23 protein-coding genes are annotated in these 25,850 nt (G+C 41.0%); 15 read left to right on the top strand and 8 right to left on the bottom strand.

Features of this window, described 5'->3' with window-relative positions:
* Window positions 1-109: 109 nt before the first annotated feature.
* A complete protein-coding gene (locus J9537_RS11700; RefSeq protein WP_010745579.1) occupies window positions 110-1,552 on the bottom strand; it encodes an amino acid permease in 1,443 nt (480 codons plus the stop codon).
* 230 nt (window positions 1,553-1,782) lie between these two features.
* On the opposite strand from J9537_RS11700, the gene J9537_RS11695 reads away from it, so the two are divergent.
* On the top strand, window positions 1,783-2,208 hold the full coding sequence (locus J9537_RS11695) for a GNAT family N-acetyltransferase (RefSeq protein ID WP_010745580.1): 426 nt from the start codon (window positions 1,783-1,785) through the stop codon (window positions 2,206-2,208).
* Window positions 2,209-2,255: 47 nt separating this feature from the next.
* Here the strand turns inward: J9537_RS11695 and J9537_RS11690 are convergent, their stop codons facing one another.
* Window positions 2,256-2,957, bottom strand: a complete 702-nt coding sequence (locus tag J9537_RS11690; protein WP_028020526.1) for a DUF554 domain-containing protein — start codon at window positions 2,955-2,957, stop codon at window positions 2,256-2,258.
* 162 nt (window positions 2,958-3,119) lie between these two features.
* Window positions 3,120-4,553 carry an APC family permease gene (locus J9537_RS11685; protein ID WP_010745582.1) on the bottom strand — a complete coding sequence of 478 codons (1,434 nt, stop codon included), beginning with the start codon at window positions 4,551-4,553 and terminating at the stop codon, window positions 3,120-3,122.
* Between the two features lie 518 nt (window positions 4,554-5,071).
* Here J9537_RS11685 and J9537_RS11680 point away from each other — a divergent pair.
* Window positions 5,072-5,659, top strand: a complete 588-nt coding sequence (locus J9537_RS11680) for an ATP-dependent Clp protease proteolytic subunit (RefSeq protein WP_010745583.1) — start codon at window positions 5,072-5,074, stop codon at window positions 5,657-5,659.
* Window positions 5,660-5,814: 155 nt separating this feature from the next.
* Window positions 5,815-7,374, top strand: a complete 1,560-nt coding sequence (locus J9537_RS11675) for a PucR family transcriptional regulator (RefSeq protein ID WP_010745584.1) — start codon at window positions 5,815-5,817, stop codon at window positions 7,372-7,374.
* Between the two features lie 42 nt (window positions 7,375-7,416).
* Here the strand turns inward: J9537_RS11675 and J9537_RS11670 are convergent, their stop codons facing one another.
* Window positions 7,417-8,442 carry a threonine aldolase family protein gene (locus J9537_RS11670; protein ID WP_010745585.1) on the bottom strand — a complete coding sequence of 342 codons (1,026 nt, stop codon included), beginning with the start codon at window positions 8,440-8,442 and terminating at the stop codon, window positions 7,417-7,419.
* Between the two features lie 108 nt (window positions 8,443-8,550).
* Window positions 8,551-9,234 (bottom strand): metal-dependent hydrolase, encoded by a 684-nt coding sequence (locus tag J9537_RS11665; protein ID WP_010745586.1) that lies wholly within the window; start codon window positions 9,232-9,234, stop codon window positions 8,551-8,553.
* 158 nt (window positions 9,235-9,392) lie between these two features.
* Between J9537_RS11665 and J9537_RS11660 the strand changes: the two genes are divergently transcribed.
* Entirely contained in the window at window positions 9,393-10,043 is a 651-nt protein-coding gene (locus J9537_RS11660) for a B3/B4 domain-containing protein (RefSeq protein ID WP_010745587.1), read from the top strand.
* Between the two features lie 27 nt (window positions 10,044-10,070).
* Here the strand turns inward: J9537_RS11660 and J9537_RS11655 are convergent, their stop codons facing one another.
* Window positions 10,071-10,547, bottom strand: coding sequence for a YbaK/EbsC family protein (locus tag J9537_RS11655; RefSeq protein ID WP_010745588.1), 477 nt, complete (start codon window positions 10,545-10,547; stop codon window positions 10,071-10,073).
* 219 nt (window positions 10,548-10,766) lie between these two features.
* Here J9537_RS11655 and J9537_RS11650 point away from each other — a divergent pair, with 219 nt between their 5' ends.
* The 5 genes from J9537_RS11650 to J9537_RS11630 all read left to right on the top strand — a co-directional run bounded on the left by J9537_RS11650 (window position 10,767) and on the right by J9537_RS11630 (window position 14,976).
* Window positions 10,767-11,723 (top strand): sugar-binding transcriptional regulator, encoded by a 957-nt coding sequence (locus J9537_RS11650; protein WP_010745589.1) that lies wholly within the window; start codon window positions 10,767-10,769, stop codon window positions 11,721-11,723.
* A gap of 157 nt (window positions 11,724-11,880) precedes the next feature.
* A complete protein-coding gene (locus J9537_RS11645) occupies window positions 11,881-12,561 on the top strand; it encodes a fructose-6-phosphate aldolase (protein ID WP_010745590.1) in 681 nt (226 codons plus the stop codon).
* 178 nt (window positions 12,562-12,739) lie between these two features.
* Window positions 12,740-13,102, top strand: a complete 363-nt coding sequence (locus tag J9537_RS11640) for a DUF1722 domain-containing protein (RefSeq protein ID WP_010745591.1) — start codon at window positions 12,740-12,742, stop codon at window positions 13,100-13,102.
* Between the two features lie 63 nt (window positions 13,103-13,165).
* On the top strand, window positions 13,166-14,104 hold the full coding sequence (locus tag J9537_RS11635; protein ID WP_010745592.1) for an NADP-dependent oxidoreductase: 939 nt from the start codon (window positions 13,166-13,168) through the stop codon (window positions 14,102-14,104).
* A 128-nt stretch (window positions 14,105-14,232) separates the two neighbouring features.
* On the top strand, window positions 14,233-14,976 hold the full coding sequence (locus J9537_RS11630) for a cyclase family protein (protein WP_010745593.1): 744 nt from the start codon (window positions 14,233-14,235) through the stop codon (window positions 14,974-14,976).
* Between the two features lie 18 nt (window positions 14,977-14,994).
* On the opposite strand, the gene J9537_RS11625 is transcribed toward J9537_RS11630, so the two are convergent.
* Window positions 14,995-15,726 (bottom strand): NADPH-dependent oxidoreductase, encoded by a 732-nt coding sequence (locus J9537_RS11625; protein WP_010745594.1) that lies wholly within the window; start codon window positions 15,724-15,726, stop codon window positions 14,995-14,997.
* A 775-nt stretch (window positions 15,727-16,501) separates the two neighbouring features.
* Between J9537_RS11625 and J9537_RS11620 the strand changes: the two genes are divergently transcribed.
* The 4 genes from J9537_RS11620 to thrS all read left to right on the top strand — a co-directional run bounded on the left by J9537_RS11620 (window position 16,502) and on the right by thrS (window position 23,222).
* The gene (locus J9537_RS11620; protein ID WP_010745595.1) at window positions 16,502-16,771 is read left to right on the top strand and encodes an ACT domain-containing protein; all 270 of its coding nucleotides are present in this window, start codon (window positions 16,502-16,504) and stop codon (window positions 16,769-16,771) included.
* A 12-nt stretch (window positions 16,772-16,783) separates the two neighbouring features.
* Window positions 16,784-18,127, top strand: coding sequence for a PFL family protein (locus J9537_RS11615; protein WP_010745596.1), 1,344 nt, complete (start codon window positions 16,784-16,786; stop codon window positions 18,125-18,127).
* Between the two features lie 134 nt (window positions 18,128-18,261).
* The gene (locus tag J9537_RS11610; protein WP_010745597.1) at window positions 18,262-20,943 is read left to right on the top strand and encodes an ABC transporter permease; all 2,682 of its coding nucleotides are present in this window, start codon (window positions 18,262-18,264) and stop codon (window positions 20,941-20,943) included.
* A 371-nt stretch (window positions 20,944-21,314) separates the two neighbouring features.
* Window positions 21,315-23,222 carry a threonine--tRNA ligase gene (thrS, locus tag J9537_RS11605; RefSeq protein WP_010745598.1) on the top strand — a complete coding sequence of 636 codons (1,908 nt, stop codon included), beginning with the start codon at window positions 21,315-21,317 and terminating at the stop codon, window positions 23,220-23,222.
* Between the two features lie 88 nt (window positions 23,223-23,310).
* On the opposite strand, the gene J9537_RS11600 is transcribed toward thrS, so the two are convergent.
* A complete protein-coding gene (locus tag J9537_RS11600) occupies window positions 23,311-23,901 on the bottom strand; it encodes a TetR/AcrR family transcriptional regulator (protein ID WP_010745599.1) in 591 nt (196 codons plus the stop codon).
* Window positions 23,902-24,014: 113 nt separating this feature from the next.
* Between J9537_RS11600 and J9537_RS11595 the strand changes: the two genes are divergently transcribed.
* On the top strand, window positions 24,015-25,085 hold the full coding sequence (locus J9537_RS11595) for an ABC transporter permease (protein ID WP_010745600.1): 1,071 nt from the start codon (window positions 24,015-24,017) through the stop codon (window positions 25,083-25,085).
* A 1-nt stretch (window position 25,086) separates the two neighbouring features.
* Entirely contained in the window at window positions 25,087-25,758 is a 672-nt protein-coding gene (locus J9537_RS11590; protein WP_010745601.1) for an ABC transporter ATP-binding protein, read from the top strand.
* The last annotated feature ends 92 nt before the right edge of the window (window positions 25,759-25,850 follow it).

Genomic DNA, 25,850 nt, shown 5'->3' with positions numbered 1-25,850 from the left:
GTATACACCTCTCAAATAGGAATTTAAAAGGCAGGAACCCTATTAAATAAAGTCAACAAACTGAAGCCCTAGATGAAAGCACAACTAAATTCATCCAGAGCTTCTTGATTTATTCATTGATCGATTGTTGTTCCCGTTTAGCAATCATTGGCAGGATCATTCCCAGTAAAATCAGGACAATCGGTGTGACAATGTTAGAGATTAACTGGAATATCCAAGATTGCGGATCTACTGCATAATCAACCTTCGGCAGCATGCCTAAGATGCAGGCGAGGATAGTAAAGGCAAAGCACCAGAAACCTACGATGAAACCAAGTTTTGGATTCTTAATAAATTTGTATTCTGAATGGAATTTTTTGTATTGAGCATTCAGCATCATGTAAGCGAAGAAGACCCAAATATAGCGCATCGGCATTACGATGGAATTCAGGTTCGTCAGCCATTGAACCAAGATGCTCATACTCTTGATCCCAAAAATCGGCAAAATGATAATGATACTCACAAGGATTCCAGTCAGTAAATAGCCATTCACTAGGGTGCCTTTTTGATTTTTCTTCCGCAGCCACTGAGGAACATACTCAGGATCTGCATCTGAAAGCAAAATTTTCAGCGGCGCATCAATTGAGAAGGCTAGAGCGGAGGATTGAACGGCTGTTTGCGCCAATCCATAGATGATCATTAAGAGATTGCCCACGCCTAAGTGGCGACCTAAGATTTGAAACGCGCTGTAGGCACCATTGGCCATCAGATCATCTGGAATATTGTTGCTGTCAAATAGCATCCCCATAGCGACTGAGCCGAGTACGGCGCTCAAGCCGATCATGGTTGCCATAAAGATCATGGCCTTCGGAAAGTTCTTGGTAGGTCGATCAATCGAATTTACGTAAGGAGAAATTTTTTCTGCGCCGCCTACTGCAAAGACCAGCATGGAGATCGTGGCGAAATAGTTTAGGTTGAAATCGGGAATATATGTTTTTACATCACCCATATCTGGTGTAGCCATCTTGAAGGAAGGATCTATCGTTGGGACAGCCACGGCTAAAATGATGAACAGAATCGACATAATCAGCATCCCTGAACCTGCAACGCTTCCGATAACTTTCAGCGTCGTCAGTCCTTTAGTAGAAAGAAATAAGAAAATCAAGAAAATAATAAATGAGATAATAGCAACCGTTTGGACACTCATATCCGTAGCGACGCGACCGTTTCCTTTAAAGACCCAACCAAGGGCAATTAAAACAGATTGTGGTTTTTGCGCTAAGTAGGTAATATGAACCACCCAATATGTCCATGCAGCGTAATAGGCAATTTTTCTTTTTCCAGTGGTTTCCTTGACCCAGGAACTAACCCCGCCAGAACTTGTTTTGAAGGTAGAGCCTAACTGTCCAACAATCAACGCGTAAGGAATAAAGTAGAGGAGCATGATCAGAATCCATGAAACGACTACGGAGATTCCCTGCTGCGCATAGTTGTTGACCACATTGCCAAATCCCCAAACCATACTAAAAGCAATCATTGAGACCGTGAACCAGCGAATCTTTTTATCAGACATTTGTTTTTCTTCCCTTCTTTTTTGGTGCGATTATTCACAAACACAAAAGATAACGCTTACATTCCTTCTTATAAGTATAGAGAAGAAATAGAAAGAAATAATTTACTTTACAGATTTCTAATGTACTTTTTTTTAATTATCATTTTCGTTTCATTTTTGTCTTTTTGCTTTAGTCAGAGTCATGCTAAAATAACCCTTACTACGATAAAAGGGAAGCTAGGAGAAAATTCGTGAAGATTGAGCAAAGTGAAAGAACGACGTTGACGCCTTTTTTAGAAGAGTTATTTGATCAGCAGCACAAAAGACGGTTTACAGATAAGGTCCCAGAAGCTGATGAGAAAATCCTCGCATTTGGTGCATGGATCGATGGGCAATTAGCCGGCGGAATCGTTGGCAAACGGCAATATGATACACTGCATATTTCGTTGCTTGGCGTAGACGAGGCGTATCAACAATTAGGTGTGGGTTCGAAGTTGATACGGGTGATGGAGGAGCAAGCACGGCGAGAAAAGGTAACGACCATTACGTTGACGACGAAAGCATATCAGGCATTAGATTTTTACTTGAAGCTGGGCTACGAAATATTTGGCAAATTGGACGATGTACCTATGATTGGGACTACAAAATATTATTTAGCCAAAAGAATAAGCAGATAAGGAGCGGTCAAACGGCTCCTTTATCTGCTTATTAAGCGAGAGATCCTTTAAAAATAATAATATTGGACGACCATGATCCCGATCAAAACCAAGATACCCGGTAAATAATTGGAGACGCGAATTTTAGTAAGCTTCATGACATTCAAGCCAATCGCTAAGATCATCAAGCCGCCGATAGCGCTGATCTCGTTCATCAAACTATCTAGCAGCTCCTTTGGCAAATAGCGGACGATCACACTCGCGAAGATTGTAATGGCTCCTTGATAGATCAACACTGGAAAGGCAGAGAAAAGAACCCCAATTCCTAAAGAGGCTGTCAGCATAATCGACATGAAACCATCCATTACAGCTTTTGTGAACAATGTCTGATGACTTCCCGTAACCCCGCTTTCGATAGCCCCAATGATCCCCATTGATCCAATCACGTAGATTAAAGTAGCCGTGACGAAGCCTTCCGCGAAATTACTATTTCCTCGTGCGAAGCGATTTTCTAAAAATAAACCGAGACGAGTCATGGAGTCTTCAATCTTCAAAAATTCTCCAATCATCCCACCCAGACAGATACTGATAATGATGACAATAAAAGAGCTGGCCTGTAGCGACATTTGAATTGCCAAAGCAACGACCCCTAGGGAAATCCCCTTTGTTACGGTATCCTTTGTCTGTTCTGTGATATTTCTCAGAACGATACCAGAAAAGCTTCCCGCCATAATCGCGAGACAGTTCACCAATGACCCCAACAACAACATAACACTCACCCGTTTCTATGATTTCGATGAAAGAATAATGACACGTTATTTAGAAATCATCTTACCACGAGTAGATATCTTTTTGAATAGGAATAGAAATAGACTGGCTGACAGATTCAATAAGGAACCTGAAAACCAGTCTGTAAGCAAAGCAACATGCAGCTACGCTTCTTTTTCTCGTTCGCGTTTAGCTAAGCCAGGCATAATGAAGCCTAAACCAATCAATACGGCAATACCGACGATGTTAATAATCAATTCGTGCCAGAATAAGCTGGAACCGTAAGGCGCATCCTGCGGCAGAACACCGAACAAAGTAGCGATAACGGTGACAACCAAACACCAACCGCCAACAAATACGGCCATGCGATCATTTTTGATAAAGACATAATCTGATTGGAACTTGCGGCTGTCTAAACGAATTCTAATGAAGGCGTAGAAAATCCAACAAGTAACACCTGGCGAAATGATCCCGTTGAGGTTCAATAGCCAATTGAAAATATCGTTCATCTCAGGTAGAAAAACGCCTAATAGCAAGATAAAGGCACTCAAGGCAGTTGTTAAGATATAGCCATTGATAGGTAAGCCGTCATCATTTAGCTTCGTCAGCTTCTTCGGCATGAATTGTTTGCCGGTATCTGAGATCAGCATGCGAGTCATTGCATCTAACAGAACAGCTAAAAGCGCGCACATATAAATAATTTGAGTAACAGCAAAAACATACATCAAGGTATTTCCTAGATGGAAAAATTCTCCCAAACGTTGGAATGCGTAGTAAGAGCCGTTCATCTTTAAATTATTTGGCAAATGATGGGCGTTGAAAAAGACGCCTAAAGAGAAGGAACCAAAGACTGTTAAGAAAATCGTCATAACCGTCAACATAATCATTGCTTTAGGGAAATCCTTTTGCGGCTTGCGCATCCGTGTGACGAAAGGGGCGACCAGCTCTGCACCATTAATCGCATAGATCAGTAACCCGATCGTTGTCAAATAATGAAGGTCAAATTTCGGAATGACCGCTCCAAGGTTCATTGGCTGTGTTTCAATGTGACCATTTGGCATAAATAATGAAGCAAAGGTCATAAAAACAAACAGAATAGCCATGATGAACATAGCACCACCGCCTAAGGTGCTTAGTACCTCTAAAGATTTCTTAAAATGACGCTGCAGGAAAATAAAAGCTAAAAAGACACAGAAGGTCAATAAAGCAAACATGGAGTTGGACATTTTATCTTCCATTGAATCATTTCCGTTGACGAGCCAACCAAAGCCCACCACTACAGCATTAGCGGTATCAACGACGTAAGGAATTGATGCGGCCCAATAGGTCCAAGCCGTAAAATAACCTAACCGATCCCCGCTAGTTCCTCGTACCCAAGAGGTTAAACCGCCACCCTCATGATTAAAAACCGATCCTAGCTGCCCAACCATTAAAGAATAAGGAATCACATATAATAGCAGTAAAATAATCCATGAAGTAATAACCCCTAACCCTTGATTGGCAAAGTTGTAAATAATATCATCAAATCCGATGACTGTAACAAATGACATCATGGCAAGCACAGGCCATGAGATAAAGCTTTTCTTTTCCTCAATCATGTAAGTTGCTCCTATTTCGTATAAATGTATTCATTTTTCATAAATCGTGAAAAATGCTCTTATCATCGTTTCGCATACGATTCCACTCCATACTAAAGTCTGGAGTGGAACTCGCAAAATGAGTCAGATTCTCAACACGTAGATCATTCTGCTAAATAGTCTGCATACTGCTCACCTAAAAGTAAAAAGAGAAATGGCATACACACATAGCTGACTGTGAAAAGCAGAACGGACATCCTTGTATAAATTATCTCAAAGGAGCAGCTGATGATGGAGGCTTATTTCGATAGGTCACGAAAATCCCCCTTCTATTCATAAAATACGATTTATCATCCCACAAAAAATAAAATAGTGCCACTAAAAACCGTTTCTAGGAGAGAGTGTACCATAACTGATCGGGGAAAATGAGCATTATTGTGACAAAACAAGTCGGAATAGTTGCTCTTTCTATCATTTCTCCCACTTTTTGGCTATACTAGAATCACGAGAAACGATTAGACATCGAGGAGGTACTTTATATGAACGAATTATTTGCCGAAGAAGCAACTGAAAAAATGGAAGAAAAAAATCCAATGCTGTTAAAACTATTGAATCAACGGACAATTTTGATTTACGGAGAGATTACTCAAGAATTGGCGAAGACAGTGACAGAACAACTACTGTATTTATCTGCCATCAATGATGAGCCGATTACAATGTTCATCAACAGCCAAGGTGGTCATGTAGAATCTGGAGATACGATTCATGACGTGATCCGCTTTATCAAACCAAAAGTAAAAATGATCGGAACCGGCTGGGTTGCCAGTGCAGGGATCACCATTTATTTGGCGGCGGACAAGAAAAACCGCTATAGCTTACCCAATACCCGTTACATGATTCATCAGCCTGCTGGTGGTGTTCAGGGGCAGTCGACTGAAATTCAAATCGAAGCTAAAGAAATTTTACGTATGCGTAAACGTGTCAATAAACTGATCGCCAAAGCAACGGGTCAAACATTGGAACAGATCGAAAAGGATACTGATCGTAATTTCTGGCTTTCAGCCGAAGAAGCAAAAGACTACGGCATCGTCGGGAAAATCGTCGAATCCGATACAGCGATTAAATAAGATAAATGGAGATGGACGTCTGTTCATCTCTTTTTTTAATTATTTAAGAAATAATCTGACTTTTTTGAAGAAAAATGGATAGACAAGGAAAAGTGAATCTGCTAAGGTTAGAAGAAAAATAAAATTTGATGTGAAAATTTTAAGGAGGGGAAAATTTGGGTGCAAAATTAAAAGAGCTGTTGGGTTTACCTTCTTTGCGTGATGCTCAATTAATGAGTGGGTCAAATTGTTTAAATCAGACAGTCACATCTTTGTCTTTCTTGGATATTTCGGATATGAATGACTGTGCGGATCTACTTGAAACCAATGAATACCATTCAGGAGAGTTGATGCTGACATCTTTTTTTGACATCAAAGACGACATAGCAAAACAGTGTGAGACAATTTGTCGGTTACATAAAATGGGCGAGCTGGGAATTATTCTTTATTATGTAGGAATCGTTGTTCCGAGGCTCTCGCCGGAAGTAATAAAAACAGCGGAGGAACTGGATTTTGTGATTATCCAGATGCCAAAAAATCAAAATCAGATTCGCTACAGTGAAGTCATCGTAGAAGTGATGGCTCGAATTTTAAAAGAGCGTCCAACAGAAAATATCGTAAATGAGGTTTTGGAGAAAATTTCCTTATTACCGGAGCATTTGCGTACAGTAGAGGTGACATTGAAGCTGCTTTCCGATCTTCTGCGGACCAATATTATTTTGACAAACCCTGACAATGAAGTCATTAATCAAATCAAATGGCCGCGGAATTCCTCTGTTGATTTAGAGCGGCTGCTGCGTCGTGTTGTGGTGGATGATGGTCAGCAGGTTCAGAAAAATGATTTCGCCATCTTTTATAAAGAGCTGTACCACAAAGAAAATGGGATGCTGCGCTTTTATCTTTTGAAGGAGCATGACCTCCTGACAGAAGCAGAATGTGCGCAATCAGTGGAGCTGCTGCAGGTGGCAATGAACCTCTGGGGCAAAAAGCACGGAGAAGTCAGTGAATATGCGTTAGTACAGGCCATTTTAAATGATGAAAGTGAGAAGATGTATCGCTTAGCCAATCATTTGAAGATTGACGTTAAGGGTATTGGTTTGATGTGGCTGTTGCAATTGAATGATCTTAGGGAAGAAAAAAAATTAAAAGAAGATATTCTGACCTATGCGTCGAAATATTATAAGACCTGTGTGGCACAATTGATGGATGATCAATTAATTGTTTTATTGGGAAACTACTGCCACAATGATTCTGAGCTTGAGCTAGGAGAAGCTTATCTGCAAACCAGTCCCTATCAGGAAATGATCGATAGCATCGTCTTATGTCCGCGGCTGCGGAATACTACGGATGTACGAATGACGTATCAATTGGTCAATAGGGTGGCTTTGCAGCTTCCACGGCTGTTTCACGGAAAGAAGAGTTTTTCTATCAGCGAAATTCGGCAAGTCGCCCACGCCAGCCAGCTGATTCAAGCTGGCGAGGCAGAAGTGGAAGAGACACTCAGTGTGCTGGCTCCGATCATGGATAATAAAGAACAGCTTATGACGTTGTGCAGCTTTTTATTGGATGCTGGGGCGGATTTTCAAGTTTGCAGTGAACAATTATTTATCCATAAAAATACAGTGAAATATCGAATCAAAAAAATCAGTGAGGCGCTAGGCTACAATGTCATGCGTTTTTCCGAAAGTTATGAATGCTACGTGGCCTGTTTGACCTATCGGTTAATCAGTCTATAGCTGAATCACAAAAAGGCGGATCGAGTTTGATCCGCCTTTTTGTTATAGCAATGCTAATAACGCGTCAACGTCTTCTTCCTTCGTTGCCCAGCTTGTCGCAAAGCGAATGACGGTATGAGTGTCATCGTATTGCTCCCAGAAACTAAAGGCAACCTCTTTTTTTAGTTCCTCCATTTGACTATTCTCTAAAATGACGAATTGTTGATTGGTGGGCGAGTCTAAATAGAAGCGATACTTTTTATCATGCAGACCATTTTTTAACTTCATCGCCATAGCGATAGCATGTTCACTAATCTCAAAATATAACTGGTCTGTGAATAACGTATCGAATTGAAGTCCCAAGAGACGTCCTTTCGCCAGAAGCGCTCCTTGCTGTTTCATGTGAGCGATAAAATATTCTGGCAAATTATTTTTTGTGAAGACGATCGCCTCTCCTAAAAAGGCCCCTACCTTAGTACCGCCAATATAAAAGACATCGCAGTATTCCGCAATCAATGGCAGAGTCAAATCAGATTCAGGACTAGCCAGACCATAGCCCAAGCGCGCGCCGTCCATAAAAAGAGGAATCTTGTATTCACGACATACTTCAGAAATAGCTTTCAATTCCTCTTTGGAGTAAAGGGTGCCGTATTCTGTTGGATGAGACAAATAGACCATTCCTGGAAAAACCATGAACGCTCGATTGTCATCTGTCCAAAATTGCTCAAGATATGCCCGGATTTGCCGAGCGGAAATTTTACCATCTGTTTGAGGGAGACTTAAGACTTTATGTCCGGAGAACTCAATGGCACCAGTCTCATGGGTAGTGATATGACCTGTCTCAGGTGCGATGACCCCTTCGATCTTCTTTAATAAAGAAGCGATCACTAGTGCATTGGTCATCGTACCGCCAGCGATGAAGAAAACATCTGCTTCAGGACAAAGGCAGGCTTGGCGAATTTTTTCGACTGCCGAAGCAGAGTACTTGTCACGACCATAGCCGCTTAGCTTCTCCTCATTTGTTTCAAGCATGCGTTGAAGAACCTTTTCATGCGCGCCTTCTAAATAGTCACTTTCAAAATTTAACATAGGCAACCCCTTTCCATTCGTTTGCTGTCTATTCATTGTAGCAGAATTGATGGAAACAAGAACAGCCTAAAAAAGACTGTGAACGAAGATTCGTCCACAGTCTCACAATTAAATCTCGATCGTTTCTCCAACGCGCATAACTTTTCCGACATTTTTCGGCAACAGCTGTACAAAGGCTTCCGGGTCCTGTTTGATGACTGGGAAGGTATTGTAATGAATCGGTACGACTTGTTTTGCCCGTAAGCGTTTCGCAGCACTAGCGGCTTCGTGAGGTCCCATCGTAAAATTATCTCCGATTGGCAGAAAGGCGATGTCGATGTCAAAGGCTTCACCAAATAAAGCCATGTCTCCAAAGTTTGAGGTATCGCCTGCATGATAGATGGTCTTTCCTTCTGCTTGCAAAATAAAACCGGCGGGCTCTCCCATATATAGTGTTTGTCCGTCCACCTCATAGCCTGAGCTATGTTGAGCGTGGACCATTTTTACTCGTCCAAAGGGAAAATCATATTTCCCGCCGATATTCATGCCGTGAGTCTTTTTCACTCCATTTTTTTCAGCGAAGTTGCAGATTTCTACGATACTGATAATCGTCGCGTCATTACGTTTAGCGATCGGGATCATATCACCGATATGATCGCTGTGTCCGTGAGTCACTAAAATCCAATCAGTCTCAACATCCTCAGCAGTTAAATCAGTCAAAGAATTTCCTGTTATAAATGGATCGAACAATAGCTTTTGACCGTCTTTCATAACAATTGATAGCACTGAGTGACCATGATAAGTAAGTTTCATAGTATCTCCTCTTTTCAATAAACGATATTTTTTGTTGGAACCTTATTTACTATTGCATATCTTCATTATAACGAAGACCTACGAGAATAAGTAAGCTTTTGCTTTGCAATCAAATCGTTTAAACTGGAAGAAAAGAAGAATCCTATGGAGGGAAGAACATGCAGCTTACAATTGATCCAAAAGTAAAAGAAGCAGGTGTCTCATTGGCGTATAGTGTGATTGAGTTTAAGAATGAAGCCCACAATGAAGGGATCTGGCAGGAAATACTGAATCCGTTGATTCAAAAGATCGAAGAAGAAGACACCCTAGACAGTATTAAAGAAAACCCTCAAATTCTTGCGACAAAAAAAGTGTACCGTGTCTTGGGAAAAGATCCCGCGCGTTTTCGCCCCTCTTCTGACAGCTTATGGCGGCGAATTGTTCAGCAAAAGGGCTTGTATCAGATCAATGCTCTTGTTGATTTGAATAACTATTTTTCATTAAAATGGAAGCTACCCTTTGGTGCCTACGATCTTGAAAAAGTAACAGATTCGATCCACTTGACGGTGGGAGCCCCCGATGCTCGCTATGCTGGAATCGGCAATAAATCCGTCAATATCGAAAATCTTTTAGTATTAGAAGATGGGGATGGGCCGTTCGGTAGTCCAACATCTGATTCAACACGAGGAATGATCACCGAAGAAACAACGCAGGCGTTATTAGTGGGTTATCAATTCAAAGAGGATACCGCTGTTAATCAAGCTGAGCTAAAGAGTGTCTTAGAAACCTATTTAACGGACTGCCGTATTCTTGAACAGGGAGTCATATAAAAAACGAGACAGACAGCCTGTCTCGTTTTATTCCCAGTTTTTACAAACATCTACCCACTGTTTAAAATGCGTGTATTTTTCTAATTCTGGTATAGTCAATTCGATGGCGTTGTTGGAATCCCCACAGGCAGGATATACGCTTTCGAAGCGTTTTAGCGATTCATCTAAATAAACCTCGATCCCGGGGTTGATTCCAAAGGGACAGACTCCGCCAACTGGATGTCCGATAATTGCCTCTACTTCATCGGCTTTCAGCATTAACGCTCGTTCACCAAAGGCGGCTTTGTATTTGGCGTTGTCAATCTTTGCGTCACCGGCAGCGACGATCAAGAGACTTTTGTCGGCTTTTTTCAATTTAAAGGACAGGGTTTTAGCGATACGCTCTGGCGCGCAATTTAGTGCTTGTGCAGCCAATTCAACAGTGGCGCTAGATACGGGAAATTCTTGAATACGCTCAGCGATTCCATAGTGTGAAAAATATTCTTTTACGGCTTCTACAGACATTTAGTTTCCTCCTTAAGACTACGAACCAAACAAGGATTTCATAATGAAAGGTGTTTGATGTTCTTGTGATCGATCTGTTCTCTAAGAAGCCAATTTTCCAGACAGGCTGCTTAGAGAGCAGTCTTGTTTGATTAATTATTAATGATACACGCTTTGTGGAACGCAGTAAATGATCGTTTGTTAGAATAGAGATAGAGATTTCGGCGGGAGGATGAATGGATGAAGGAAGATAAGAAAAAGCTACTAGCAAAAATTGCTTATATGTATTATGAACAAGAGCTGACACAAGCACAAATTGCAAAAGAATTAGCGATCTATCGAACAACGGTCAGTCGAATGCTCAGTCAGGCTAAGAAGGAAGGGATCGTGGAGATCAAGATCAACCATTTTGATGCAAGCTTGTTTGAACTGGAGGAGAAATTCAAGCAGACCTTTGGATTGACAGCTGTCGAGCTTATTCCAACTGAAAATGATGCCAATGAAGAGACAAAAGAAGAACAGCTGGCTGAGGCTGCTAGCGCATGGATCCGCCGGCAATTAACAGACGAGATGGTTATCGGGTTGTCTTGGGGAGCGAGTGTCGGCAGAGCGATAAATAAAATTGACGCCAAGCAGCTATCGAACGTTTCTGTCGTTCCTGTTGTCGGTGGGCCGAGCCATATCAATTCACGGTACCATGTCAATACGCTGGTTTATGAGTTGGCTCGAAAACTGAATGGAACCAGCTTGTTCGTCAATGCTACTGTGATCCAAGAAACCAAGGAGCTGGCGGAGGGAATCTTTCATTCGAAGTATTTCCACGATTTGAAGGAGTATTGGAAACGGTTGGATTTTGTTATTGTTGGAATTGGTGGTCCTTTGAGCTATCATAAGAGTCAATGGCGAGACTTATTGTCAGCGGCAGACTATGAAGAATTAAAGTTGCGGGAAGCAGTAGGAGATTGCTGCTGTCGTTTCTATGATGCCTACGGCAAGCGATTGAATGGTGCATTGAATCAGCGGACAATCGGTCTGACTTTAGAGGAGTTAGCCAACGTTCCTCAATCTGTAGGAATTGCGCGAGGGATTTCGAAGGCTCGTTCGATTGCCCCTTTGCTGGAAAAAGGCTATCTTAAAACCTTGATCACGGATCAGGAGACAGCACAGGAAATTTTACGTGTGCATCAACGAAAGTAGCTCTTTTTTCAGACGTGCACATTTGTGCAATTGCTAAAAATTTTCCTTAGCGAAAGGCTTGATGAAAAGCTTTTCGCTTTTTTTGTTGGATGAGGGCAGAAAAAGGTTCTTGAAGATGCTATGCTTGATTTATAAAATAAGCAAGGGAGTTTTAATCATGGAATTTATGCTAGACACAGCTAATATTGCTGATATTAAAAAATTTGCTGATATGTTGCCCATCGCAGGCGTCACTTCAAATCCGTCAATCGTAAAGAAGGAAGGAAAAATTGATTTCTTCCAACATATGAAAGATATTCGTGGGATTATTGGAGACCATCGTTCGTTGCACGTACAAGTCGTTGCAACAGACTATGAGGGCATCATCAAAGACGCTGAAACAATCTTAGCGAATATCGATCAAAAAGTATTTATCAAAATCCCTGTGAATGAACCAGGATTAAAAGCCATTAAAGAATTGAAACGTCGCGGGATTAACGTTACCGCTACGGCTATCTATACAAAATTTCAGGCTTATTTAGCCATTGCAGCAGGTGCTGATTATATTGCGCCGTATTTTAACCGAATGGAAAATCTGAATATCGATCCTCGGGCAGCCATTTTTGAAATGGCAGAGGAGATTGCTCGTACAAATAGCGAGACAAAAATTTTGGCAGCCAGCTTTAAAAACGTTGGACAAGTCAATGCCGCTTTAGAAAATGGCAGTCAAGCAGCCACAATGGGTGTAGATATCATTCAACAAGCTTTGGCTATGCCATCCATCGCACAAGCTGTAACAGATTTTACTGGGGATTGGGAAGCTATCTTCGGTGAAGGAACAACAATCGCTGATTTATAAAAGAAGATAAATCAACATTGAGGCTGCAGACAGGGTTCTGCAGTCTTTTTGTCGCATATCAGGAAGAGCTAGATACAGCAAGAGCATTCGACACACGTTTTTATTCAGATTTATGTAATAATTCATTTAAATCATTCCTACCATTAGTGAGTATGATGTTAAAAATGAGGTGAAGGAAATGCAGGGACGTCAAAAAGAATGGGCTCGATGGAAATATTTCGTTATGGCGCGTTCCCAAAAAGAATATCTGGCGCTGCGGCAGCTTTTTTCTGGGAATCAATGGTCAGAAGAAAAAAACAAACAGTTTTATCAACACCTAAATACCGTACAAAATCTGCCGATTAATTTAAAGGCCCAGCGAAATGCTTACGAGCATGTCTGGGGCTATTTCAAAAGGGTAGCATCCCCAGAAGAAAGACAGCGTTTTTTTACTTTTTTGGATCAAATGACTGAAACGGATGATCAGGCGTTGCTTTATTTAAAAAAATTGGCAGAAAAATACCAAATTGATTATCTGCTAGCGTCTCACTTTTTTGATTAAAGCAAATCATTTCCGAATTTTCGTTCAAGCTTCTATAATGGTTCGATATGGAGGGATGCACGAATGGAAACACGCGCAGTTGTAATAGAAGAATACGGTCATGCGGACCAATTGAAAGAAAGTCAAATCACTTTGCCTGAATTAGGCGAACATCAAGTACTAGTTAAAGTTAAGGCGACATCCGTCAATCCGATTGATTGGAAATTACGTGAAGGCTATCTGGCTCAAATGATGCCTTGGGATTTTCCGATTACTTTAGGTTGGGATGTTGCGGGTGAAATCGTTGAAGTTGGTTCAGAGGTTAAGGATTGGCACATAGGACAAGAAGTTTTTGCTCGCCCAGAAACAACTCGTTTTGGTACATATGCGGATTACACAATTGTAGATGATCATTTATTAGCGAAGAAGCCTGATTCAATCTCTTTTGAAGAAGCAGCGGCGGTGCCGTTGGCTGGATTAACTGCTTATCAAGCATTATTTACACATGGAAAATTAAAAGCGGGTGAAAAGGTTCTGATTCACGCTGGAGCCGGCGGTGTAGGAATCTATGCAATTCAATTAGCCAAAAATGCTGGAGCAACGGTTATTACCACAGCAAGTAAGAAAAACCATGAATTACTTAAGGAGCTAGGCGCCGATCAAGTGATTGATTACCATACGACTGATTTTTCAGAAGTCTTGGAAGACATCGACTTGGTTTTTGATACAATGGGCGGAGATGTTCAAAAAGACAGCTTTAAGGTGTTGAATTCGGATGGTCGTTTAATTTCGATCGTTGGTGCACCGGATGAAGAATTAGCTAAAAATGTTGCTGTGGCTGAAAGTATCTGGCTTCAACCGGATGGTAAGCAATTGCAAGAAATTGCGGATTTGATGACAGAGGGCAAAGTGAAGAGTATCGTTGGCCATACGTATCCTCTTACAGCCGAAGGAGTGACGGAAGCACATGAATTAAGTGCGACTCATCATGCCAAAGGAAAAATTGTTTTAGTAAATGAGTAATCATAAGGGTGTTGTGACAATTTTTGTCACAACGCCTTTTTCTTTTAATAAACAGTGATTTGACAGGGGAATCTTTTCTCGGTATCGTTAGGATAAAATGAAAGCGTTCTAATGACAGGAGGAATAGTATGAGTGAGATTACAAACAGTATTGCCTTTCTAAAACAGCAACAATGGGTTGATTTAAGTCACAATATTTATGGCGGGATTCCTTATTTTCAATCGTTTCAGCCAATGCGGGAAAAAACGTTGGTTACAGTAAAGGAAGATGGCTTTTTTGCGAAGGAGTATCAACTGGTTACTCAATACGGAACTCATATTGATGCACCCGTGCATTTTGTTGAGGAACGTGTGTCGGTGGATCAGCTGCCGATCAAAGATTTTATGCTGCCGCTCATTGTGATTAACAAAGAAAAAGAAGTTGCAAAAAACTCCGATTATATTCTATCTGTTGAAGACATTAAGCAGTTCGAAGAGGAATATGGAGAGATTCCAGCAGATAGCTTTGTCGCATTTGCCAGCGGCTGGTCGAAACGTTGGCAAGATCCAGAAACGTTCTACAATGTCGATCAAGATGGGCAAGCACATACGCCAGGTTGGTCATTAGAAGCACTGAAATTTTTACACGAAGAACGAAATGTGACCGCGATTGGTCATGAAACATTAGATACGGATGCTGCTATTGATTGCACGAAAAATGCTGGGCTGATCGGTGAGCTGTATTGGCTGCAGCAGGATAAATTTCAAGTCGAAGTATTGAATCGACTGACTGAACTTCCAGCTGTCGGTGGCGCGATCATCATCGGAGTTCCAAAAGTCAAAGATGCACCAGGCTTTAATGTCCGTGTTATTGCCGTTATACCAACAGAGTAAGAAAAAACAAGGTTTCGGTTAAAAGACGAAACCTTGTTTTTTTAGAAATTCAAGAGTATCTGAACGTCGTGGAGAGTCAAAATGCTGACGAACCTTTTCCGACCAATTCGTTTCTTGTGTGTTGCTGTTGCGCTGGTGATAATATGCTGCCGTCTCCTCATTGTAGCGATTGATCTTGTCAGCATTCAATACCTGATAGGTATTTTCGCCAAGGACTGCATCGAGTGGTAGCCGCGGTTTTACCTCATTTTTTTCAGCTGGGTAGCCAACGAACATCCCAAAAACAGGATAGGTTAATTCGGGCAGTTCCAATAATTCCTTCATTTGGAATAAATTGTTTCGAATGCCGCCAACGTAGCAGATTCCTAGACCGGATGATTCAGCGTAAACGGCCATTGATTGGGCAGCTAAAGTAGCATCAACGACTGAAACCACCAAAGATTCCATCGTCCGAAGGTATTCTGTGGAATCATTGTTCAACGCTAATACCTGTGCATGCTTATTTAAATCGGCAACAAAAATAAAAAGCTCTCCTTTGTCGCCATTATCGACGGGGAACTTAGCAATTTGTTCGATGGCCTTTCTTTTTTCTGCATCCGTGATTTCAATTATCGAGAAGGCTTGCAGAAAATTGGAGCTGCTGGCGCTTTGTGCGGCTAAGGCCAATTCTTTCTTTAACTCTTGAGATAGCGGTTCTTGAGTAAAGGAACGAACCGATGAGTGTTGAAGCATTGTTTCAAAAAGTTCCATGTTAAAACCTCCTAGGGCGAGAAGACCTTCTCGTCATTTTCCATGAAAGAGCATGGCTGAATCTATCATAGAAAAAATGTGTCGAGAAGTAAAGAATGAACCGTTAGCTGGAAAGGTGAGGAATCGTTTTGAGTTTCTTCGTATCAGTACAAATAAACTGCGAAAAGTCGGACTGGCAGCTAGCTCAAAAGTAAAAATTTGAGAAATCTTCGTACGTCTACGATGCCACTAATCGTGCTAAAAGCACGAAGTGGAACTCGCAGCTAGTTCATATGTAAAGCCCGATTTTTTCTGACGTAAAAAATCGAAGGATTTTCATACGCCTACCATCCAACTAGATATCCTCTTGAATAATGCTTATGACATATCATTTGATTTCGATTCAAGCAAACTGCGAAAAGTTGGACTGGCAGCTAGCTCACAAGTAAGGATTGAATTTTTCTAACGTAAAAATTCAAGAAATCTTCGTACGCATACGATGCCACTAATCGTGCTAAAGGCACGAAGTGGAACTCGCAGCTAGTTCATATGTAAAGCCCGATTTTTTCTGACGTAAAAAATCGAAGGATTTTCATACGCTTACCATCCAACTAGATATCCTCTTGAATAATGCTTATGACATATCATTTGATTTCGATTCAAGCAAACTGCGAAAAGTAGGACTGGCAAAACACGAACGTTTGGGTAAAAAAAACCGATTTAATTCATAAAATTCTAATCGTTTTGCCATCACTGTGCTATAATGAGAAACAATTATCTGAAGGGAGTTATGCAAATGCGTGGCGTAGTAACGGTTATCGGAAAAGACAAGGTTGGCATCGTCGCTGGTGTCAGTCAAAAATTAGCAGAACAAAAAATTAATATTCTTGATGTTTCTCAAACAATTATGGGGGACTATTTCACAATGATGATGTTAGTAGACCTAACCAATGCTACCGTAGATTTTGAAGGAGCTCGTGAACAACTTCATGAGTTAGGTCAATCATTGGGTGTGAAGATCAGTATTCAAAATCAAGAAATTTTTGACACGATGCATAAATTATAAGGAGGGCTCTTTGTGGAAACCAATCAAATACTGGAAACGATTCGAATGATCGAAGAAGAAAATCTAGATATTCGGACGATTACCATGGGGATATCATTATTGGATTGTATTGATAGCGACAGTGATCGCGCCTGTGAAAAAATCTATCAAAAAATTACGACGAAAGCAAAGGACCTTGTAAAAGTCGGCGAATCGATTGAAGCAGAATATGGGATTCCCATTATCAACAAACGTATTTCGGTTACGCCTATCGGTATTATTGCCGCTGCGACGCCAGATACAGATTACGTGAAATTTGCTAAAACATTAGATAAAGCAGCAAAAGCTGTTGGTGTAAACTTCTTAGGTGGTTTCTCCGCTTTAGTTGAAAAAGGCTATCAGCATGGAGATAAAATTTTGATTGATTCGATTCCTCAAGCGTTAGCAGAGACAGATTTTGTCTGCGCTTCGGTTAATATCGGTTCAACAAGAGCTGGGATCAATATGGACGCTGTTGCACATACTGGTCGTATTGTTAAAGAAACGGCCGAGGCTTCTGATTTAGGCTGTGCGAAGCTAGTTATTTTTGCCAATGCGGTGGAAGACAATCCTTTCATGGCTGGAGCTTTCCACGGGGTTGGAGAAGCTGATTGTGTCATTAATGTTGGTGTCAGCGGTCCAGGAGTAGTGAAACGCGCATTGGAAAAAGTGAAGGGCGAATCCTTCGACGTTGTCGCTGAAGTAGTGAAGCAAACGGCATTCAAAATCACTCGGATGGGGCAAATGGTTGGTAAGATCGCCTCAGAACGGTTAGAAGTTCCATTTGGTATTGTTGACTTATCTTTAGCACCAACACCTGCTGTAGGAGATTCGGTTGCCCATGTACTAGAAGAGATGGGACTAGAAACTGTCGGAACACATGGCACGACGGCAGCTTTGGCATTGCTGAATGACGCAGTGAAAAAAGGCGGGGTCATGGCATGCAATCACGTTGGCGGATTGTCTGGCGCATTTATTCCAGTATCTGAGGATGCAGGAATGATTGATGCTGTGAATAATGGGTCACTGTCGATTGAAAAGCTAGAGGCGATGACCGCGATTTGTTCTGTTGGATTAGACATGATTGCCATCCCTGGATCTACGCCGGCTAGCAGCATCGCAGCGATGATCGCCGATGAAGCAGCGATTGGTGTCATTAACCATAAAACGACCGCCGTCCGAATTATTCCGGCCAAAGGCAAAGAAATTGGTGAAATGGTAGAATTTGGCGGACTGTTAGGGAGAGCGCCTGTTATGGCTGTCAATGCTGCCGCTTCTGAGGACTTTATTGCCCGTGGTGGACGTATTCCCGCACCTATTCATTCATTTAAAAACTAAACATGTAATAAAACGAATTTTATTAAAAACGTTGCATAGAAAAAGTGCAGCGTTTTTTTGTATCAATTTTTTTATAGCAGGCATGAAAACGTTTTGTGTTAGAATGTAATGGATAAAAAAGCAGGAGCAGGTAGATGAAAAATAAGACGTATTTAAAGGCAAGCTTACGTGAAATCATTTATTCCAAAGGACGATTTATCGCGATTGTTCTAATTATTTTACTAGGGACATTACTATATGTGGGAATCAAGGCGACGGGGCCAATCCTGAATCATTCGGCTAGTCAATTTGTGGATAAGCAAGAACTCTCCAATCTTCAGATTGTTTCTACAGGTGGGCTAACCAAGAGGGATGAGGAAGCAGCAGCAGAGATTCCAGATGCAGAGGTGGAGAGTGGCTATCAGCTTTTTTACGCGGATAGCAAAAAGAATCAGGTAGTTAAGCTTTATTCCTACAATAAAAAGAGTCAGCAAAACCAGTTGATCGTAAAATCAGGTCATCTGCCTAAAAAAGAAAACGAAATTGTTTTAGATGAGAAAGCCAAGGAAGAGGGCTACCGTCTGAATCAGACCTATAAAATTGATCAGCCGGATCAATTAAAACGAAAAACGTTTAAAATTGTCGGCTTTGTTCAGTCTCCAATGTATATAAGCACAGAAGAACGAGGCCTATCGAATGTAGGCAAGGGAAATGTTGATTTTTTTGCTTACTTACCGGAAAGCAATTTCTCTAGTGAAATAAAATCAGTTATCTATGTGCGTTTTAAGAATGTACAGGGGAAAGAAACCTATGGGTCAGCCTATGAACAAACAATGGATAAAAACATTGCGGCAAGCGAAAAACTCTTCAAGGATCGACCAGAAGAACGAGCCGCCGAAATTAGAAAAGAGGCTCAAGCTGAATTACTTCCAAAGAAAAATGAAGTGGCTGACGGCTTGGCAAAATTGGCTGAGGGTCAAAAGGAAATCGATCAAGCGAAAGATCAATTAGAACAACAGCAGGCCATGATAGGAACGGAAAGTCCTCAGTTGGCACAGGCGCAAACCGCACTCGAAAACCAGCAAAAAGAGCTGGACAACAACCGCGAACAATTACTTTCTGCACAGAAAAAAATTCGTGAGAATGAACAAGCGATCCACGATTTGAAAACCCCCAGCTATACTTTTGACCAACGGGCAGAGAATCCTGGGTTTCAAGAGTATGGTGACCTTTCGGAGCGAATTGCGGCGATTGCAAATGTTTTTCCGGTCTTCTTCTTTTTTATCGCCGCTTTGATCACTTTTACAACAATGACGCGGATGGTAGAGGAAAATCGTCGAGAAATCGGTACGTTGAAGGCACTTGGGTATTCCCGCTTTGAAATAGCCATCAAATATATTATTTACGCCTTATCGGCTGCGATTATCGGTATTGTTCTAGGTTCGGTGATCGGCACACATACCTTGCCTCGACTTGTTTTTGAGCTTTCAAGTGATCGTTATAATTTTCCAGGTGTGGAGGCCTTTTATTTATCAAGACCGATTGTCCAGGCGACCATTGCTTTTCTGTTTGCTAGTTTAGGTGCAGCGCTGCTTGTACTTATGCGGGAACTCCATGAAAAACCAGCGGAATTATTACAACCAAAGGCACCGAAACCAGGCAAACGAATTTTTCTAGAACGAATCACGCCAATTTGGTCTCGGATGAGCTTTAATTCAAAGGTGAGCTATCGAAATCTGTTTCGTTACAAATCACGCATGATCATGGCAGTGATCGGCATCGCTGGGTGTGCGGCCTTGATGGTTGCAGGCGTCGGCCTAAAGGACTCCTTGAGTTCGGTTGGGGATAAGCAATTTGGTCCAATCATTGATTACGATGCAATCGTGACACTAAAGGATCAGCCAGATCGGGCTGCGGTTGAGAAAATTTTCACGGACAAGGAAAAAATCACCAGTCACTTGGGAATGATGAATCAAACGGTGGAATTAAAGCAGAAAGGACAGGCCAATCAAAAATTGACCATGATGGTGCCAGAGTCTCGTAAAGCGTTTGATCAATATCTTCATTTAAAACAGCAAGAAAAGAAATTTACTTTACCAGAGGAAGGCGCAGTAATCACACAAAAAATAGCCGAGTTATTTGACCTGAAAAAAGGGGATAGTCTGACAGTCTATGATGAGGATCAGCAGCCTTTCAAGATTCGAATCGCGAACATCAGCGACAATTATCTAGGGAATTTCTTGTACCTTTCAAAAGACTATTACCAAAAAGTTCGTGGAACAAGCTTTGCTGTGAACAGTTATCTATTAAAGAGTAAAAAAATGTCCAAATCAGAAGAAGAGGACCTGTCAAAGACACTGCTGAATTCAGAACAGGTGACCAATACTTCTTTCATTTCTACTCAGATTGAAACACAAGAACACTCTATGGATAATTTGGATGGAATCGTTTGGATCTTTGTGGTTTTGTCAGGGTTATTGGCTTTCATCGTATTGTATAACTTGACGAACATTAATGTATCGGAACGTTTACGAGAACTGTCTACGATCAAAGTATTAGGGTTTTATGATCGAGAAGTAACGTCGTATATATTTCGGGAGAACTTTGTTTTCACCATATTGGGAATCCTATTTGGGTATGGTTTAGGGATTATCTTAACGAAGTTTATTTTAGATCAGGCATCGATGGAAACGATCACTTTTCCACTGGTCATCCGTGCAGGTGCCTATCTTTTAGCAGGTGGATTAACGATTCTTTTTTCAGTGATCGTAATGGTTGCTACTCATTTTCGCTTACAGCATATCAATATGATTGACGCACTGAAGTCGAATGAATAAATCCAGAAGAAAAGCGTTGACAAAAATTTGACGCAAGTCTATGCTTTAATCAATAGTTGAATGCAATGAGAAGGACAAAATTTGTTTCCACGCTCACTCTAAGAGAAAGAAGTCATGGCTGGAAGCTTCTGATTGAGCGAAACAAATTACTCCCTTTGAGTGACCGAAAACGGTCCGGCGGATACCCGTTATGTATCTTACGAGCCAAAAAGTGGAAACTTTTTGGGAACTTGGGTGGTAACACGTTTATTCACGTCCCTATTTATAGGGGCGTTTTTTTATTGAAAACCCTTCAGCCCTTTTGTTAAAATTAAAAGGAAAAGGCGGCAATCAGTATTATTTATTGAAAATGCGGATCGGAGTTGAGTTGAATGTCAAAGGAAGTCGAGATTGTTTTACCAGATGGAAGTAAACAAAAGGTGGCAAAAGGCACCACATTGTTCGAGATAAAAAATCAATTGATGGAAGAAGCGGTCGTTGGCAGTATTGACGGCGAGCTTGTTGACTTATCAACTCCAGTCAGTGAAAACGCGGAGCTGGCTTTTTATGATTGTGCTTCAAACGAGGGGACAACGGCCATTTGTCAATTGGTCAGTCTTTTACTACAGGAAGCGATAAAAGCGTGCTATCCAGAGGCGCTCTTTGCAAAAGCTCATCGAGAAGAACAGACGATTTGGGTCGATCTGCGAGTGAAACAACCGCTAAGCGCACTAATCTTGAAGGATCTCGAGCACCATATCAAGAAGCAAATAAAAACAAATAGAACTATTAAAAGTGCGAGAATGACTGTTTCAGAAGCGAAGGAAGTTTTTAAGGACAATGAACTAAAGCTCTCAGCATTAGAAGAATTGGATGCTGAACAAGTGGTCTTTGTCTATTCCTTTGGCAACGTGACGGAATATTTTCTGGAACCGACTGCTTTAGACTTGCCGATGGCTAAATATTTTTCTCTTTTAAAAGTTTCGGGTGCTTATTGGCAAGGAAATCCAGAGAACGAGATGCTTCAGCGTGTTACGGGCGTTGTTTTTTCTGAAAAAGCACAGCTTTTAGCTCACTTAGAATACTTAGAAGAATCTGAAAAACGCAGCCACCAAAAGTTGGGAAAAGAACTCGATCTATTTATGTTCTCAGAAGAAGCGCCAGGGATGCCTTTCTATTTAGAAAATGGCTTAACTATTCGCAATGAATTACAGAAATTTTTGCGGGAGCTGCAGGCGAAGTATGATTATAAAGAGGTTAAGACACCGTTGATCCTGAATCAGCGATTATGGGAGCGTTCAGGACATTGGGATCATTATAAAAACAATATGTATTTCACAAAAGTCGCAGATGAGGATTATGCCTTGAAGCCGATGAATTGTCCGGGACATTGCTTAATCTATAAGGATCGCAAACGATCTTATCGCGATTTACCGATGCGCATGGCTGAATTTGGTCAAGTTCACCGTCACGAATTCAGTGGAGCTTTAAACGGGTTGCTGCGGGTTCGGACCTTCTGTCAAGATGATGCGCACATCTTTGTTCGAAGAAATCAAATCGAGCAAGAAATTGCCTTGGCATTAAAAATCATAGATGAAGTATACAAAATTTTTGGTTTTGAATATGGAGTAGAGTTATCAACGCGTCCCGATGATTTCATGGGCGAGATCGAATTATGGGATGAAGCTGAAGCTTCTCTAGGAAAAGTACTAACTGACCTTGGCTATAAGTACAATATAAATGAGGGAGACGGTACATTTTATGGACCGAAAATCGATATCCATATCAAGGATGCTTTGAATCGAAGCCATCAATGTGCGACAGTCCAATTGGATTTTCAAATGCCGGAAAAATTTGATTTGACTTATGTAGATGAGAACAATCAGGAGGCGCAGCCTGTAATGATTCATCGAGCGGTCTTTGGCTCATTGGATCGTTTCTTAGGAATTTTAATTGAACACTATGCTGGCGCCTTTCCGTTTTGGTTGGCACCAAAACAAGTAGCCCTAATCAGTGTCGCACAGACTCATGAATCAGGAGTAGAGGAATTGTTCCAAGAGTTTCATGCCGCTGGGATTCGCGTGGAGAAGGATCTGAGAAATGAGAAGTTAGGTAAAAAAATCCGCGAAGCTGAATTACGAAAAATTCCTTATATTTTAGTCATTGGGGATAAGGAGTTAACGGAGGATACTTTCGCCGTTCGTAAGCATGGTAGTAACACGGTTAAGCAAATGTCGAAGGCAGCATTTTTAAGTCTGCTTAAGCAGCAGCTGCAGGAGAAAAATCATCAGTATTACTAATAAATACAAGTAACAAGTGCCTAAAAGTCTAGTTTTGTCAACTTTTGGACCCCTTTGAATTAATTTTGAGAAAACGCTGAAGTTCGCTTCAGCGTTTTTTGATGCCTTCTAGGAGCCAACGTGTTTTAAAATGAAAATCCCTCAGCAATTCGTCCGCTCCCCATTGATTGGCCAACATGTCTGTTAATGAGTCAATCACTAGTTTCATGGAAAAATATAAGAAACTAATTTGTTCTTCCGGTGACGGCATGTCAAAGTGATTTTTTTGCAGCAAGTCTTCCCATGCTTCAACTCCATGGTCGGCTTCTGGGCGATAGGAAAATAGATAGCTGTTTTGTGCTAAAAGGACTAATTGACGATAGCGCGTAGTATGTGTATCTAGGTCAACATACAGCAGCAGAAAGGCTTCAATTCCTTGGAAAAAATCTCCCTCTTGACGTGTCATATAGTCGATGATCTCTCCATGGATTTGCCCAGCATAATGGTGAATCAAGTAATCATAAGCATCATTTAAGTCTTCAAAATATTTATAAAAAATCCCTCGTGACATCTGCAGTGCAGTCACAATTTCGCTGACTTTTACTTGGCTAACGGGTTTTTCGTAGAAAATGGTCAATAGCAAATCACGAATTTCCGCTTGTCGTGTTTCCGGTAAGTTTAGAAAAGTTTTTTTCGGCATGGGCTACCTCCCTGACATATCTTAGGTACTTTTTTCTATAGTATAGCATATGAGCAAAATCGGTGACATTTTGTCACCGGAAGAGTATTCTGTTGTCAGAAAGGGTGAATGATATGTTTTTAGCGTGGAAAGAAATTCGCTATGCGAAATTAAGATATGGCTTGATTGTTGGGATCATGATTCTAGTGGGCTATGTGGTGTTCATGTTGTCAGGATTGGCCAACGGTTTAGCAGATGGAAATCGAACAGCCATAGATGATTGGGGGGCATCCTCTATCATATTATCAGAGGACAGCAATAAAATTGCTAATGCTTCTCAGTTACAAAAAACAGATACTAAACGAGTAACAGCGAAAGAAAAAGCAGGAATCGGGATTTATTCTACAGCTGTAGAAAAGAAGAGCGGTGGGGAAAAGACCAACGTTTCAATCTTTGGTACAGCAAGTAACGCATTTGTCGTACCAAAAGTTATAAAGGGCCGACTATATAAAGCCAATGATGAAGCGATCGTATCAGAAAATCTTTTGTCTGAAGGATACAAATTAAATCAAAAGATAAAAGTAAATGATCAAACTCTGAAAATCGTTGGCGTGACAAAAGAAACAACCTATACACTTGCACCAGTAATTTATTTGAATCAAGCAGCATTCAAAACATTGAAATATGGATCTCAGCCAACAGGAAATGAGCCTATTAGTTTGATAGCGACAAAGGGCAAGACATCTATTGAGAATCCATCGGGACAAACAAAATTAGACAAAATGACACCTGAGACGTTTATTGAAAATATCCCAGGATATACCCCAGAAAAATTGACATTAAATACGATGATCTATTTCCTATTTGTTGTCGTGACAGCGATCATTGGTATATTTATGTATGTAATCACGTTGCAAAAAACGGCCATCTTTGGCGTAATGAAGGCTCAAGGAGTGGCGACAAGTTACTTGGTTCGTTCGATCTTAGCGCAGGCCTTTTTAGTTGGTGTGATCGGAGTAGCGATCGCGGTAGGATTAAGTGTTTTGACGAGTTTGGCTTTGCCAAGTGCAATGCCGTTTGCGGTTCACTGGACAGAATGGATACTTTATAGCTTAATTTTGGTAGTTGTTGCGATGATCGGTGGATTGTTCTCAATGCGCACGGTTACCAAGGTTGATCCAGTAACGGCGATTGGAGGGGAATAAGATGAGTGATGTTTTAATGATGGAAAAAATCGTGAAAAAATTTGGACAAGGTCATACAGAAGTGACAGCGTTAAAGAAGGTAGATTTCAATGTGGCACAAGGCGAGTTTGTTAGTGTCATCGGTCCCTCAGGTTCAGGGAAAAGTACCTTTTTAACAATCGCGGGAGGCCTTCAAACACCAACAGAAGGAAAGATTACGATTAATGGCGCAGACTTTAGTCAAATGAATGAAAAGCAACGATCCAAAGCCCGTTTTAAGGAAATTGGTTTTATTTTACAAAGCTCGAATCTAATTCCTTTTTTAAAGGTGAAGGAGCAATTTCAATTAGTAGAAAAAATTGAAAAGGAAAAAAATGCAGCTAAAATCGAAGAACTGTTAAAATCCTTGGATATTTGGGAGCTACGTGAACAATATCCGAAAGCTTTATCTGGGGGCGAACGTCAGCGAGTAGCTATTGCTCGTTCGCTATTCAATGATCCGCAATTAATTTTAGCGGATGAGCCAACTGCCAGTCTAGATTCAGACCACGCTTATGATGTTGTAAAACTATTAGCAAAAGAAACCCACGAACGCAACAAGGCAATTGTGATGGTTACTCATGATGAACGAATGACGCAATGGAGCGATAATGTGTATCAAATGAAAGACGGTGAACTTTTACTAAAACAATAGTTGCCATTTTCCCTGTTTCCTGTGTATGATAGTCAGGTTGACAGTTTTCATTTTAATCATGGACAGAAGTAAAAGATACAAGTTTTAGAAAG

This window comes from Enterococcus raffinosus, assembly GCF_019175485.1.
Lineage (GTDB): Bacteria > Bacillota > Bacilli > Lactobacillales > Enterococcaceae > Enterococcus_A > Enterococcus_A raffinosus.
This window is presented reverse-complemented; position numbering and strand designations above follow the sequence as displayed.